General features: G+C 29.1%; 12 protein-coding genes and 1 riboswitch. Of the genes, 10 read left to right on the plus strand and 2 right to left on the minus strand.

The annotated features are described in order from the left end of the window. Positions 1-17 precede the first annotated feature (17 nt). The 7 genes from P8F83_RS00650 to P8F83_RS00680 all read left to right on the plus strand — a co-directional run bounded on the left by P8F83_RS00650 (position 18) and on the right by P8F83_RS00680 (position 8,811). Positions 18-1,619: a MutS-related protein gene (locus P8F83_RS00650; protein ID WP_326513024.1), complete on the plus strand. Its 1,602-nt coding sequence runs from the start codon at positions 18-20 to the stop codon at positions 1,617-1,619. Then, positions 1,612-2,484: an NAD(P)-dependent oxidoreductase gene (locus P8F83_RS00655; RefSeq protein WP_326513025.1), complete on the plus strand. Its 873-nt coding sequence runs from the start codon at positions 1,612-1,614 to the stop codon at positions 2,482-2,484. The genes P8F83_RS00650 and P8F83_RS00655 overlap by 8 nt, the downstream gene beginning before the upstream one ends. 123 nt (positions 2,485-2,607) lie before the next feature. Next, positions 2,608-4,530 (plus strand): PrkA family serine protein kinase, encoded by a 1,923-nt coding sequence (locus P8F83_RS00660; protein WP_326513026.1) that lies wholly within the window; start codon positions 2,608-2,610, stop codon positions 4,528-4,530. A 4-nt stretch (positions 4,531-4,534) separates the two neighbouring features. Beyond that, on the plus strand, positions 4,535-5,728 hold the full coding sequence (gene yhbH / locus P8F83_RS00665) for a sporulation protein YhbH (protein ID WP_073020799.1): 1,194 nt from the start codon (positions 4,535-4,537) through the stop codon (positions 5,726-5,728). After that, positions 5,718-7,088: a SpoVR family protein gene (locus P8F83_RS00670; RefSeq protein WP_326513027.1), complete on the plus strand. Its 1,371-nt coding sequence runs from the start codon at positions 5,718-5,720 to the stop codon at positions 7,086-7,088. Before yhbH ends, P8F83_RS00670 begins: the two co-directional genes overlap by 11 nt. A gap of 138 nt (positions 7,089-7,226) precedes the next feature. Further along, complete coding sequence (gene cax, locus P8F83_RS00675; RefSeq protein WP_326513028.1) at positions 7,227-8,300, plus strand: calcium/proton exchanger; 1,074 nt, start codon at positions 7,227-7,229, stop codon at positions 8,298-8,300. 52 nt (positions 8,301-8,352) lie between these two features. Further along, positions 8,353-8,811, plus strand: coding sequence for a hypothetical protein (locus P8F83_RS00680; RefSeq protein ID WP_326513029.1), 459 nt, complete (start codon positions 8,353-8,355; stop codon positions 8,809-8,811). Between the two features lie 52 nt (positions 8,812-8,863). On the opposite strand, the gene pssA is transcribed toward P8F83_RS00680, so the two are convergent. Continuing rightward, entirely contained in the window at positions 8,864-9,385 is a 522-nt protein-coding gene (gene pssA / locus P8F83_RS00685) for a CDP-diacylglycerol--serine O-phosphatidyltransferase (RefSeq protein WP_326513030.1), read from the minus strand. Positions 9,386-9,696: 311 nt separating this feature from the next. Here pssA and P8F83_RS00690 point away from each other — a divergent pair, with 311 nt between their 5' ends. Together P8F83_RS00690 and P8F83_RS00695 are read left to right on the plus strand one after the other, a co-directional pair. Then, complete coding sequence (locus tag P8F83_RS00690; RefSeq protein WP_021803063.1) at positions 9,697-10,575, plus strand: YegS/Rv2252/BmrU family lipid kinase; 879 nt, start codon at positions 9,697-9,699, stop codon at positions 10,573-10,575. 79 nt (positions 10,576-10,654) lie between these two features. Continuing rightward, on the plus strand, positions 10,655-11,278 hold the full coding sequence (locus tag P8F83_RS00695; protein WP_326513031.1) for a hypothetical protein: 624 nt from the start codon (positions 10,655-10,657) through the stop codon (positions 11,276-11,278). 50 nt (positions 11,279-11,328) lie between these two features. Here P8F83_RS00695 and P8F83_RS00700 read toward each other — a convergent pair whose 3' ends face one another. Continuing rightward, positions 11,329-13,167: a YgiQ family radical SAM protein gene (locus tag P8F83_RS00700; RefSeq protein ID WP_326513032.1), complete on the minus strand. Its 1,839-nt coding sequence runs from the start codon at positions 13,165-13,167 to the stop codon at positions 11,329-11,331. 141 nt (positions 13,168-13,308) lie between these two features. After that, a riboswitch (M-box (ykoK) riboswitch) is annotated at positions 13,309-13,474 on the plus strand. 205 nt (positions 13,475-13,679) lie between these two features. On the opposite strand from P8F83_RS00700, the gene P8F83_RS00705 reads away from it, so the two are divergent. Beyond that, positions 13,680-14,945 (plus strand): magnesium transporter, encoded by a 1,266-nt coding sequence (locus P8F83_RS00705; protein WP_073020807.1) that lies wholly within the window; start codon positions 13,680-13,682, stop codon positions 14,943-14,945. Positions 14,946-15,042 lie beyond the last annotated feature (97 nt).

Genomic DNA, 15,042 nt, shown 5'->3' on the forward strand with positions numbered 1-15,042 from the left:
TTAAGGGGAGTGAGTGGATGTTTGGTTTTGGAAAAAAGGAAATGATAGCGCTTATAAATTCATATTGGCCCAAAAGTCATAAATCGTCTAGAAATATGGAGAAAATCATTGAAGATTATAAGATAATAAAAGATCGAGAAAAAGAAGATTTCTATTTGACTGAACAAATTTATGAAGACTTATCGATTAGTGAAGTTTATAAACAGATTGATAGAACTAATAGTTCTCCAGGAGAGAGTATGCTTATGCATATGATTAATACTCCTACATTTAATAAAGAAGAGTTGTTTAAAAGAGATAAACTAATCGATTCAATAAAAAATAATAATAAATTAAGAGACGAGTTAAATTATTTATTTTTTGATTTAAATAGAGAAGGGAAAAGAGAACTTTTATCTTTTTTATTAGAGGATAAGAAGATAAATAAACTAAAAGAAATATTGTATTTTATAATTGGTAGTTTACCTGTGTTATTTTTAATATTAGGAGTTTTATTAAATCCTACTTACTTAGTTGGCATACCAGCAGTATATATATTTAATATATACATACATTATGAAGTTGAAGCTAAATATGAACTTGCAAATATACCTTATTTAAACAGCATGATGAAGACTATAAAAAAACTTTCCAATATAAAACATGAAGAGTTTAAGGAACTTAGAGAAGAAGCTGAAATAATATATAATAAAGTAAGAGATTTAAATAAAGAACTATTTTTTATGGTGAGAAATGATAGTATAGATTCCTTAGTTGACTTAGTATTTTTAATTTTTCTATTGCAGGAAAGACAGTATTATAAGTTTATAAAAAAACTTCCTAGATTTAGAGAGGGATTATATGAGGTTTATAAATTTATAGGAAAAGTAGACGCATATTGTTCCATAGCAGCGTTAAGAGAAGATTTAGAGTACTATTCAAAGCCTGTTTTTAAAGATAAAAAAGAAATTGTTATTGAAGACGGATATCATATATTGTTAGAGAAACCGATAGCTAATTCCATAAAAGTTGATAAAACAGGTGCTATAATAACAGGCAGTAATATGTCAGGAAAATCAACTTTTCTCAAAATGATTGCTCTTAACTGCTTGTTCGCACAAACTATTTATACATGTACAGCTAGAAGTTATGAAGGAGATTTATTTTATATTATGACTTCGCTTAATCCTAAAGAAGATATATTTAATAATACAAGCTATTATCTAGGAGAAGCGAAAGCTATTTTAAATATTATTGAGCAGCACAAACAAGGTAAAAATATAATTTGTTTTATTGATGAGATATTTAGAGGTACGAATCCATTAGATAGGATAAGCGCATCAAGGGCACTACTTAAGTATTTTCACAAAGAAGATATGTTATGTCTAATATCTACTCATGATATAGAAATAACTCAATCATTTGAAGGAATATATAACTTCTATCATTTTGAAGATGATGTAAGTAAGGAAAAAGGATTGATATTTGATTATAAAGTTAAAGCAGGTATTGGAACTAAAAGCAATGCAATAAAACTTTTAGAATATTTAGGTTATCCTGAGTATATAACTAATGAATCAAATAATACGTTGAGAGAATTAAGGAATAAACTTATTAAAAAGGAGAATATAAATGGATAAAGATTTAATTGTTGGATTTATTGGCACTGGGGTAATGGGAAGAAGTATGGCAAGTAATATTCTAAATGGAGGATATAAGCTTCTAGTTAATAATAGAACTAAAGAGAGTGCAGATACCTTGGTTGAAAAAGGCGCTGTATGGAAAGTGAGTATAGCTGATTTAGCTAAAGAGGCGGATGTTATTATTACTATAGTTGGATATCCAAATGATGTGGAAAATATTTATTTTAGAGAAGATGGAATATTAAATAATTGTAAAAAGGGTACTATAGTAATTGATATGACAACATCTAAACCAAGTTTAGCTCAAAGGATTTTTAATGAAGCTAAAGCAAAAGGAATATCTGCATTAGATGCTCCAGTTTCAGGCGGAGATGTAGGTGCAAGAGATGGAAAATTAACCATAATGGTAGGTGGCGAGAAAGAAGTTTTTGAAAAAGTTTCACCACTATTTAAGCTTATGGGAACTAGCGTAAACTTATTAGGGGCAGCAGGAGCAGGTCAACATACAAAGATGAGTAATCAGATAGCTATTGCATCTAATATGATAGGGGTTTGTGAAGCTATGGTTTATGCTAAAAGAGCAGGATTAGATCCGGAAAATGTTTTATTGACTATAGGTGGTGGAGCCGCTGCCAGTTGGTCATTAAGTAATTTAGCCCCAAGAATGATTAAAGGAGACTTTGAGCCAGGATTTTATGTTAAACATTTTGTTAAGGATATGAAGATAGCCTTAGAAGAGGCTGAAAATATGGGAATAAAGCTTTTAGGTCTTGAACTTGCAAAATCTTTATATGATGAATTAATGGAAGATAAAAAAGAAAATAAGGGTACTCAGGTTTTATATGAGTTACTAGATAAATAAATAAAACACCCTATAAACGTTAGTTTATAAGGTGTTTTTGTTTTGTACGATTATTTTATAAAATTTTTTTGTAATAAGATGTTTATATAGGTGAATATATTTAAACAAAGGAGGGGATGTCTTATGAACTTCAAAGAAATGATACAAAGTGATAGAGAAAAGCATAATAAGAAAAAGTTTCAGGGAACATTTCTAGATTATTTGGAATTGGTTAAAGAAAATCCAGATATAGCTAAATTGGCTCATAAAAGAATGTATGATATAATCCTAAATCAAGGGTTTGAGATTTTAAAGCCAGAAGATAATCCTAGGATAAAAAAGCTATATGGTAGTGAAGGGATAAAAAGATTCAACTTTTTTAAAGATAGCTTTTTTGGAATTGATAGGGTTGTTATGAAACTTATGAATTATTTAAATTCAGCATCAATGAAAGGCGAAGAAGCAAGGCAAGTATTGTATTTAGTAGGACCAGTAGGAGCTGGTAAGTCGTCTTTAGTTGAATCTTTAAAAAATGCTTTAGAAACAGCTGATCCAATATATGTTTTAGATGGATGTCCAATGCAAGAAGAACCACTTCATTTAATTCCTAAACATATTAGAGGGGATTTTGAAGACAATTTAGGAGTTCAAATTGAAGGGGATTTATGTCCTGTATGTAAGTATCGATTGATAAATGAATTTAAAGGTAAATATGAGGAGTTTCCTGTAGTAACTAAGGATTTTTCCATTAGAAGCAGAAAAGGTGTAGGGGTAGTACCACCAGTAGATCCAAATAATCAGGATACATCTATTTTAACGGGTTCAGTAGATATATCTAAAATGGATATGTATCCAGAAGATGACCCTAGAATATTCTCACTAAATGGAGCCTTTAATGTTGGGAATAGAGGTATGGTGGAATTTATAGAAGTATTCAAAAATGATGTTGAATATTTACACACAATTATAACAGCAACACAAGAAAAGTCTGTACCATCACCAGGAAAGGGCTCAATGATATATTTTGATGGACTTATAATAGCTCACTCAAATGAAGCAGAGTGGAATAAGTTTAAATCAGATCATACTAATGAAGCTATACTGGACAGAATTGTTAAGATTGAAGTTCCATACTGTTTAGAGCTTAATGAAGAGGTAAAGATATATGAAAAAATCTTAGGGAAGAGTAATTTTAAAGCCCATATTGCGCCACATACTATAGAAATGGCTGCTATGTTTGCTATATTATCTAGATTAACAGCCTCTGCTAAAGTTGATCCTATAACAAAACTAAAAATATATAATGGTGATGACATAGTAGAAAAAGGAAGTACCAAGAGAATTGATATAGGCGAACTTAGAGAAGAAGCGGGCCCTATGGAAGGTATGAAGGGAATATCAACAAGATTTATAGTTAAAGCTATCGATAATGCTTTATCTAATTCAGAGCATAACTGTATAAATCCATTATCAATTATGGAAAGTATGATTAAGTCTGTAAAAGAAATGGATGTTTCTCAAGAAGAGAAAAAGAGATTATTAGGTTATATTCAAGATAATATTAGAAAGGAATATAATAAAACATTAGAAAAAGAAATAACTAAGGCATTTATCCATTCATTTAGAGAACAGGCAGAAAGCTTGTTTAATAATTATATAGATAATGCCGAGGCTTATGTTAATAAGAGTAAACTTAAAGATTTGGCAACAGGAGAGGAATTAAATCCAGATGAAGGTTTCATGAGAAATATAGAAGAACAAATATCTATATCAGATGCTTCAGCTAAGGGATTTAGATCAGATGTAACTTCTTATATGTTCTATGTAGTGAGAAATGGTGGGAAAATAGATTATACTTCTTATGAGCCATTAAAAGAAGCTATAGAAAAGAAATTAATGGCATCAGTTAAAGACTTATCTAGAATAATAACCAAATCGAGGGTTAGAGATAGGGAGCAAGATGAGAAGTATAGTTCTATGGTTGAAGAAATGAAATCCAATGGATATTGTGCACATTGCTGTGATGTTGTACTAAAATACGCAGCAAACAACCTATGGAAGGACTGATATAATGTGTGCAATATTTAGAGATAATGCTGAGACACCAGTTGAACATGATAGAGCTATAGAAGATAGAAGAAGACATCGACAATTAGTTGAGAAATCTATAAAAGAGAATTTAGGGGATATTCTATCTGAAGAAAGTATTATAGGGGAAAGTAAAAATAAGAAATTTAAAATACCTATTAGAGGAATAAAAGAATATCAATTTATATATGGAAAAAACAACAAAGGTGTAGCAACAGGGAACGGACAGGAGAAAAGGGGACAAAAAGTAGGACAGGATGATGGTTCAGGTAAAGGGAAAAGCGGAAATGGAAAAGCAGGGAATGGTGAAGGGGAAGATGTATACGAAACAGAAATCACTTTAGAAGAACTCCTTGACTATATAATAGAAGATTTAGATTTGCCAAATCTTGATAGAAAGAAATATTCAGAAATAATTACAGAAAGTGCTGGAAGAAAAAGAGGATATCAAAGATATGGTATAAATCCTAGATTAGCTAAAAAAAAGACAGTTGTTTCTAAAATTGCTAGGCAGCAAGGGAAAAAAAGAGCACTAAGAGAATTAGGCGAGAATGGAGAAATGGAAAGATTTCCATTTAGGGAAGAGGATTTAAGATATTATAGAGTTAAGAAAAAACCTAAAAAAGAGAGTAATGCAGTATTGATATTCATAATGGATGTATCAGGATCTATGGATGTAGCTAAAAAATACTTAGCTAGAAGTTTCTTCTTTGTTCTTTCAAGATTTATAAGAAGAAAATATAATAATATTGCATTTGAATTTATCTCTCATACCACATCTGCTAAAAGAGTTAATGAATATGAATTTTTCCATAAAGCAGAATCAGGAGGAACTTATATTTCATCTGGACTTAACCTAGCGCTTCAGTTAATAAATGAAAAGTATCCACCAGATATGTGGAATATATACCCCTTTTATGCATCTGATGGTGATAACTGGAGTGAAGATAATGAGAGGGCTATAAAAGCAGTTAATGAATTAAGTGATATATCTAATATGGTTGGATATGCTGAATTATTGCCATCCACTTATTCTACAACTATGTATTATAGATTTGAAAAAGAGATAAATAGAAAAAACTTTTTATCTGTATTAGTAAAAGAGAAAAAAGATTTATGGCAGGCTTTAAAGCTTATGTTAAAGAAGGAGCTTAAGGAGGAATCTTATGGATTATAACTTAAGAGATTTAGAAAAATGGAATGAAATTATAGAAAAGAAAGCAAGTGAATTAGGATTAGATTATTATCCACAAGAATTTGATGTAATAGGTCATAATGATATGATTGGGTATGAGGCGTATGTTGGAATGCCATCTAGATACCCACATTGGAGTTTTGGAAAGTCCTATGAAAAGACAAAAACTTTATATTCATTAAACTTAACAGGGCTTGCATATGAGATGGTTATAAATTCTAATCCTTGCTTAGGATATCTTATGAGAGAAAATACTTTACTCCTTCAAATTCTGACCATGGCTCATGTATATGGTCATAATGACTTTTTTAAGAATAACAGATTGTTTAAAGATGGAACTAAGGCCAATTATACAATAGAAATGTTTAAAATAGATGCTGAAACCATAAGAGGGTTTATTAGTCATCCATCAATCGGATATGAAAAAGTGGAAAGAATAATAGATGCAGCTCATGCTATTAGATTTCAGATTTCTAGAGTTATAGGTGAGAAGACAGTTAGTAGGCAAGCAGCTCAAAAAGCCTTAATAGATGACTATAATAAAAAAGTTGAGAATAAAGGTATATTGGATTTAGATGTAAAAATAGATGTACCTAATATAAGTAAAATTCCATTAGAACCTGAAGATGACCTAATGGGATTTTTGATACAATATGGTGATCTACAAGAATGGGAAAGAACTATATTGAAAATAATCAAGAGAGAAACAGAGTATTTTATGCCACAGATAGAAACTAAGACAATGAATGAGGGATGGGCAAGTTTTTGGCATTACAATATACTAAAAGAACTAGATTTACCTCAAGGACTACACTTAGAATTTCTAAAAAGGCATAATGATGTTGTTGCACCTATGGTAGGTGGATTAAATCCATATTATATTGGATTTAAAATGTTTCAAGCAATAGATGAAGTTTATGGTAGAGACAAGATATTTGAAGTAAGAGCATTGGAAAGAGATGCATCCTTTATAAGAAGATATTTAACTGAAGATTTATGTAGAGAATTAAATCTGTTTGAATATGGGAAAAAAGGTTTTGATTATGTTATTGAGAATGTTCCAGATGAAATAGGTTGGAAGAGTATTAGGGATCTCTTAGCACATCATACTGGCGTAGGATCGATTCCATATATAAGAGTTTTAGATTACAATACTAAAGATGGAACATTGACCATAGAACATGTTTTTGATGGAAGAGAGCTTGAAATAAGTTATGCAAAAGAAACATTAAAATATATTCAAGAACTTTGGGGAAGAAAAGTTATTTTAAATACTAAAAGTAAAGATGATAATACTATAGTTATTACTTGTGATGAGGATAAAAAAATATCTATAAGATAAGGAAAAGACCATCTAGAATTTTCTAGATGGTCTTATTTAGATAGAAGTAACAATGGATAAACAAATGAATACTTTATTATATGAAGAAATAAAAAATACATATGATTAGGAAGTAAGGATTAAGGAGTGAGACAGAAGATGTATATAAATTACTTAAAGAAAAAAAACTTATATAATATTATGATATTTACATTTCCAATCATTACATTGTTTTTGAATTTAAATAACTATATTTTAAATATAATTATATTTTCTTTAGCCATAATACCATTAGCTATAAGACTCGGAAATATTACGTCAGACCTTTCAAGCACTATTGGAGAGAAAAAAGGAGGATTAATTGCAGCGACTATAGGGAATATGCCAGAAATAATGATGGGGGTATGGTCTATAAAAGTTGGACTTATATCTATGGCAAAGGCAGCTCTTATAGGATCTATAATTAATAACATGCTTTTGGTTTTAGGTATCTCGGTTATATTAGGTGGAGTTAAATATAAAGAGCAAAAATTTAATAAAAATATTGCAAAGACTAACTTTAATATGCTCCTTTTAGCAATGGCTTCTTTCACAATTATATTTTCAATTAGTAATTATACTAGCTTAAGCGAAACTACTTTAAATTCAATAGGTTTTAAAATTTCAATAATATTAATAGGTATATATCTTTTAGGATTAATATTTTCTTTATATACACATAAAAATTTATTTATATTAGGAGATATAGATGAAGAAATAGAAGAAGTTAAATGGCAAGATTCCTATAAGAATTTAGCATATATAGTAATCATTTCAGTTTTGTTGTATTTCATTTCAGAAAAGTTAATAACTAACATAAGTTTGTTTACAGAAGAAAAAAACATTTCGCCTGAGTTTATAGGAATAATACTTTTACCTATACTTGGGAATATAGGAGAGAATATCTCAGCAATAATGTGCGCGATAAAAAATAAAGTAAATGCATCACTAGAAATAGCTATAGGATCCTCGATACAAATAGCATTGTTTGCAACACCAGTGTTAATTACTTTTGGATATTTTTTAGGGATAAATATGAATATGATTTTTTCATCAATACAGATGGTAATGTTATTTATAGCGGTAATAATGAGCTATATAGTTTTTGTGGATGGAAAAACATATTGGTTTGAAGGATGTATACTAGTAGCTATATATGTCATTGTTACTATTTGCTATTTTTATGTTGCATGAAACAGATAGCTTAGTAATATAATTGAATGAAAGCAGTTGTAAGGGTGATGGTATGGGATATAATAAGATTATGAGCTCATATTATTCAGAGCTAACTAATTTAGTTTTTTTATTAGAAAAATACGTTAATTCATATAGATTACTTATAGGTGGAGCAGGCGAATTAAATGGAATTGCTCTAGCAAAAAAGAAAGAAGTAAAAGATGCATTAAAGAGAGTAGATAAAGTTGGAGATTTGATAGATGATTTAATAGATATTTTAGAATGTTGCCAAAATACTTATTTAAACTATGTTAGATTAAAAAGTGACGTATTAATAGTAAAAACTGAAAAGGACTTAATATTAACTGAAATAGATAATGAATTATTATTCCAAAATAACACAAGAGGAATTGGACCAGGGGAAAATATAAGAAGAAAGGGACCAGGAAGAATAGATATTGATGTAAATGTTGAAAACAATGACAGTTTTCCACTAGGATTTCTTGAAAATATTGGAGACAATACTTAAACATATAAAAAAATGTGTTTTTCAAAAGAAAAACACATTTTTTTATAACTTATTAAAGTTTTTTTAACTTAAAAGTACTAATCATCAGATAAGAAAGTGCTATCATAAAGATTATAGGAATAATTTGAGCACTAGGCGAATTAACAGTAATTAAATCAAATAATGCAATTACTGATCCAGCGATAGTTATAGGGATTCCTGTAAACACTCCATCAAAAGTAGATAAATTATATCTTGCTAATCTAAAAGCACCACAAATTGGGAATATAATAACTAACATGTATCCAATTAAGCCAACAGGACCTAAATTTTGAAAATCATACATTACAAAAGTTAAAAATGCAGGTGCAACACCAAATGAAACTAAATCAGCTAAAGAGTCTAATTCTTTACCTAATTCAGATGATACTTGAAGAAAACGAGCAATTCTTCCATCATATCTATCTACTAAGCCTGCAATTATAATGAATATAGCGGCAAAAGAATAATTATTATTATATGTAGCTAATAATGATAATACGCCAAAACCAAGATTAGCAAATGTAAATATGTTAGGTATACTGCTTTTTCTCATATGATCACTCCTAAAAATTTTAAAATATCAATACCATGGATATTATACTCTATAAAGTTAGAAAAATTAAGAGGTAAATCACTATAAAAGATAAATTTAAGACAAATATAAGGTTATTTACATAATTTGAAAGTGAATATATTAACACTTTGTAATACAATATAAATAAATGGATAAAATAAAAAGAATTATAAATTTTAAACATACAAAATATCTAATATTTGGATTTTTGAACTAGTATACTCGACAACATTTGGTAATAGTGTTATAATTCTTTTGATTCTATTGGAAATATAAGAGGAGGGAACTTCATGAAAAAGGTAAAATTTATTTATAATCCCTTTTCAGGAGAAAATATTATTCTTTCAGAATTAGACAAAGTAATTTCAATTCATCAAGAATTTGGATATCAGGTTTTGCCATTTAGAATAGAAAAAGGAGTAACTATAGAAGAAGCTTTAGATGAAATAGATGATTCCTATTACTATATATTGGTAGCTGGTGGAGATGGAACTGTCGATTCTCTAGTTAATGCAATGAAAAATAGAAATATAAATATTCCTATTGGAGTATTACCAGTAGGAACTGCAAATGACTTTGCAAAATTTTTAGGCATGCCTCATGATGTAAGCACTTGCGTAAGACAAATATTGTCATCTGAACCTAAAGGTGTAGATATTGGTCAAATAAATGATAAATATTTTGTCAATGTAGCAAGTACTGGATTATTTACAGATGTTTCTCAGAAAACAGATGTAAATCTAAAAAATACTATAGGCAAGTTAGCGTACTATTTAAAGGGGCTAGAGCAATTGCCTAATTTTAGAAAACTTAAAGTAAATTTAAAATCAAAAGAAGCTGAATATGATGGACATATGTACTTATTATTGGTATTTAATGGACAAACTGCTGGTAATTTCAAGCTTGCTACTAGGGCAGATGCTATGGATGGATTTTTAGATGTTATAATGTTTAAAGCTACTCCTATAAAAGAGTTAATACCACTTTTTATAAACGTGTTAAAAGGAGAACATTTAGATAACAATAATGTGCTTTATTTTAAGACTAATGATTTAATGGTTTATTCTGACGAAGATATAGTTACTGATATAGATGGTGAAAAAGGTCCTGATTTTCCTTTAAGGATAAGATGTATTAATGAAGGAATAAAAGTTTTAGGCATAAAATAGAAATTAATTTAATAATTATAAGTAGCATTAATAAGTGTTAGGGGTGTTTATGAGAAGAGAGTTCTTACACTATTTTATATTGTTACTTATAATTTTTTCATTTTGTGGCATATTAACGTCTTTAAAAAAATATTGTCCTAAAAAACTCAAGAATTATGTTTTAATAGCTAGTGTTTTAGGTATGGTTTCATTTGGAGTCCAATTTTATATGTCTTTGGCTGTAACGCAAGGGTATATAAATTATTTAAAACCATTAGTTTTTGTAAGTAATTTGGTGGATATATTTTTAATTCTGATAAGTCTTTACATTTTTTTAAGAAAAGAAGGATTAGAGTTTAAGTGGGCATATCTTTATATGTTTTTAATGAGCATAAGTTTTGTTATAGCCATGGTATTTATAAAATCTATTGTAAAAGTAGATAAAATATATGGATATAAGATAATATTAGCTAATGATTTCTTATATAGGATAGTTTTTATAGCAATATTAGTTATGTTATCAGTAGTCATGATAATTTATATGGGGTATAGATATACATTAAAGGTGCCGTTTATTTTATTACTATTTTCTACTCTAATAATGATTGTAGAAAATGTTGCATATATGGCAGAAATAAGTATATTTCCCTATCCATTAATATCAGAACTGATGATAGTTATTTTATTTCTTTATGCAATGTATAGAAGTCGAAAAATTAATTAAAAAAAACAGTATGATTTAATTATATAAAATAAGATCATACTGTTTTTTAGTTATCTTTTTATAGATTTCTTTTTTATAGGGTTTTTAGGTGGAACTGGTGGAATTAGATATTTTGGACCATTTCCTATTAAATCTTCTCTTCCAGCTTTTATTAAAGCATTTTTTACTAATTTATAATTTTTAGGAACCCTATATTGAATAAGAGCTCTTTGCATATCTTTTTCTTCTTGAGTTTTAGGTGTATAAACTTTCTTACCAGTTAATGGATTTACCCCTGTATAGTATATTGTTGTAGAAAGTGAGCCAGGAGTTGGGTAGAAATCTTGAATTTGTTCAGGGTTATATCCCATTTCTTTTACATAAAGAGCTAATTCTATAGCTGCATTTAAGTCAGAACCAGGATGAGAACTCATTAAATAAGGAACTAAAAATTGCTTTTTACCAATAGCTTTATTTATACTAAAATATTTATTAACGAACTTATCATAAACATCTCTGCCTGGCTTACCCATTTGAGTTAATACTCTTGGAGATACGTGTTCAGGAGCAACTTTTAGCTGACCACTTATATGATGTTCACATAATTCTTTGAAAAATTCACCATTTTTGTCTTCTATTAAATAATCATATCTTATTCCAGAACGAATAAATACCTTTTTCATTCCAGGTAATTTTCTAACTTTTCTTAGGACGCCTAAGTATTCTTTATGATCAACAATTAAATTTTTACATGGTTTAGGGAACATACATTGTTTGTTTTTACATGTTCCATGTTCTTCTTGAAGTTTACAGGACTTATGTCTAAAATTAGCAGTAGGTCCTCCAATATCATGGATATATCCTTTGAAGTCATCTAAAGTAGTAAGAAGTTTTGCTTCATCAACAATAGAGTCGCCACTTCTGTTTTGAATTATTCTTCCTTGGTGGAAAGTTAAGGCGCAAAAGGAGCAAGAACCATAACATCCTCTATGAGAAGTTATAGAGAACTTAACCTCAGTTATAGCAGGAATACCGCCTAAAGAGTCATACATTGGATGTGGTATTCTTGTAAAAGGAAGATTATATGTTAAATCCATCTCTTCTTGAGTTAAGGGAAGCTGAGGAGGATTTTGAACTAAATATCTATCCCCGTGAGGTTGAACTATAGTTTTTCCTCTAATTGGATCTTGTTCTAGAGATTCAAGTTTGTAACTTTCCCCATAAGCAGACTTATTACTAGCACAGTCTTCAAAAGAAGGTGTTTCAACATAATTTCTTAAGTTAGAAATATCCTTAGTTAAATAGCAGGTTCCTTTAACATCATTTATTTTAGAAATATCCATTCCATAGCTAAGTAGATCTGCTATTTGAATTATAGTTTTTTCTCCCATTCCGTATATAAGAAGATTAGCCTTAGAATCTAACAATATGCTTCTTCTAACCTTATTGTCCCAATAGTCATAATGAGCAAATCTTCTAAGTGAAGCCTCAATACCACCTATTACAATTGGTATATCCTTAAAAGCCTCTCTAATTCTATTACAATAAACAATTACAGCTCTATCAGGTCTATATCCAGATTTACCTCCAGGAGAATAAAAATCATCACTTCTTTTTCTTTTGGCAGCAGTATAATGATTAACCATAGAATCTATATTACCTGAATTAACTAAGAAACCATATTTAGGTCTACCTAATTTTTTAAAATCATCAGCATTATTCCATTTAGGTTGAGGGATTATCCCTACAGAGTAACCTTGGGATTCGAGGGTTCTTCCGATAATAGCAGTACCAAAAGAAGGGTGATCAACATAGGCATCTCCAGTAACTATAATAAAATCTAATTGTTTTATATTATTTTTCTTTAAATCTTCCGTAGAAACAGGTAAAAATTTCTTATGTAAATTCATTAATTAAACTACCTTTCGTTTTAAGTTTTATAATTAATATATAATAACACAACAAGTTAAAGTTTTTCAACTTTAAAGCAATGAAATGAAAAGTTTTTAGTTGCTTTTTTAGAAGAAAAGAATATAATAAAGTAGGGAATTAAATATTATATTTTTGTGAGGCTCCTACATAGACACACGCTACTGCCCAGAAACATCGAGAGATGCCAACGGGTCAGGAGGTATTATCGAAAGAAGGTATTACCTAATGTAGCTAGAGAATTAACTCTTAAGCTTTGTAGTGCTAAAACTCTGAATTAAAGTTAATATCTTTAATTGAATTTTAGAGCCTTTTAGGCTCTTTTTATTTTTTAAATTTTAAGGTGGTGAAAGAAAAGATGGAGGCTGGACCTCAAGGTGATACGTATAATAATTTGATGATTTTACAAAAGCTTGAAGGGATGGTTCTCTTAAATTTTCTTTAACTGAATCCATTCCTTCAAAAAGGAAAAACTAAATAAGGAGGAATGGATATGATAAAACTAAACGTATTTCTTTATAGTTCCATAATAGATAGAAAGGTTTATGATGAATTTGGAGATGTTTTAGGTGTACTAAAAGATGTTTATGTAACTGCTGAAGAGGGATATCCAAGAGCAATTGGTTATAGGGTAAAAAGAGGCAGTGTTATGTATGAATATGAATTCAGAACAATAGAATTTTATCTAAATGACTCTAACAAGGTTTTAATAAAAACTAAAGGAAGTAAGGAAATACTTCCTAGAAGTTATAGCTTTTTATTATCACAAAACTTGCTAGATAAAAGCATAGTGGATGTTAACGGTAAAAAGGTAGTTAGGGTTAATGACTTAAGAATTGCAGAGATAGCTGGAGAGTATAGAGTAATAGCTGTTGAAACTGGTTCTTCAGCCTTATATAGAAGAAAAGGATTAGAATCAGTAGCAAGGATTATTACAAAGTTTATGAAGAAAGAAATGGAAGATCAAGTTATCATGTGGGATGATGTTGAGTCTTTAGAATTAATTAAGGATTCTTTACAAATTTCTGTACCATATAAAAAACTGTCTACTCTACATCCAGCAGATTTAGCAGATATCTTAGAGACATTGGACTCTAAGAATAGAAGAAAGATATTTGAAACGTTAGATGAGGATTTAGTAGCGGATACATTAGAAGAAATGGAACCAGAATATAAGGGTACAGCAATTAAAGAACTCTCAGAGTTAAAACAAGCAGAGATTTTAGAGAATCTACCTAACGATGAAATAGCTGATATTTTAGATGAGTTAGATGATGAATCTAGAGAAAAAATTCTCTTCAACCTAGAAAAAGAAGATGCAGATGAGGTTAAAGAATTACTATCTTATGAAGATGAAACTGCAGGTAGTATAATGAATAAGGACTTTATTGCATTAAATATAGATATATCTGTAAAAGAAACTATTGAAATATTTAAGGAAACAGAACCGGATGAAGAAGTTATGTATTCAGTTTACATTATAGATAGCGAAGAAAGGCTTTTGGGGAGTGTTTCTTTAAAAGATTTAGTTATGAATGATTCTGATGTTAAATTAAAAGATATAATGAATGATAAAATTCAAACTGCAAATTATAAGGAATCTTTATCTGAACTTGTGGATAAGGTAACTAAATATGACCTTTTATCTATTCCAGTTTTGGACGAAGAAAATAGGTTGTTAGGAGTCGTATTGACTCACGATGTTGTAGATGAAATATTACTTCCAGCATGGAGAAAAAAATCAAAGAAAAATGTTTAATATATTAAAAGACTATGAACTTAACGATTTCATAGTCTTTTAAGTTTTATAAATATTAGAATAGTTTTTATAAAAACATATTGACTTTTAATTTTAA

Origin of the sequence: Clostridium intestinale (assembly GCF_035905475.1) — a bacterium.
Taxonomy (GTDB): Bacteria; Bacillota; Clostridia; order Clostridiales; family Clostridiaceae; genus Clostridium_T; species Clostridium_T intestinale.

Bases quoted from the DNA above. Each gene is read 5' to 3' on its own strand.
- P8F83_RS00650 (WP_326513024.1), top strand. From the start codon at position 18: ATGTTTGGTTTTGGAAAAAAGGAAATGATAGCGCTTATAAATTCATAT.
- P8F83_RS00655 (WP_326513025.1), top strand. From the start codon at position 1,612: ATGGATAAAGATTTAATTGTTGGATTTATTGGCACTGGGGTAATGGGA.
- P8F83_RS00660 (WP_326513026.1), top strand. From the start codon at position 2,608: ATGAACTTCAAAGAAATGATACAAAGTGATAGAGAAAAGCATAATAAG.
- yhbH (WP_073020799.1), top strand. From the start codon at position 4,535: ATGTGTGCAATATTTAGAGATAATGCTGAGACACCAGTTGAACATGAT.
- P8F83_RS00670 (WP_326513027.1), top strand. From the start codon at position 5,718: ATGGATTATAACTTAAGAGATTTAGAAAAATGGAATGAAATTATAGAA.
- cax (WP_326513028.1), top strand. From the start codon at position 7,227: ATGTATATAAATTACTTAAAGAAAAAAAACTTATATAATATTATGATA.
- P8F83_RS00680 (WP_326513029.1), top strand. From the start codon at position 8,353: ATGGGATATAATAAGATTATGAGCTCATATTATTCAGAGCTAACTAAT.
- pssA (WP_326513030.1), bottom strand. From the start codon at position 9,385: ATGAGAAAAAGCAGTATACCTAACATATTTACATTTGCTAATCTTGGT.
- P8F83_RS00690 (WP_021803063.1), top strand. From the start codon at position 9,697: ATGAAAAAGGTAAAATTTATTTATAATCCCTTTTCAGGAGAAAATATT.
- P8F83_RS00700 (WP_326513032.1), bottom strand. From the start codon at position 13,167: ATGAATTTACATAAGAAATTTTTACCTGTTTCTACGGAAGATTTAAAG.
- P8F83_RS00705 (WP_073020807.1), top strand. From the start codon at position 13,680: ATGATAAAACTAAACGTATTTCTTTATAGTTCCATAATAGATAGAAAG.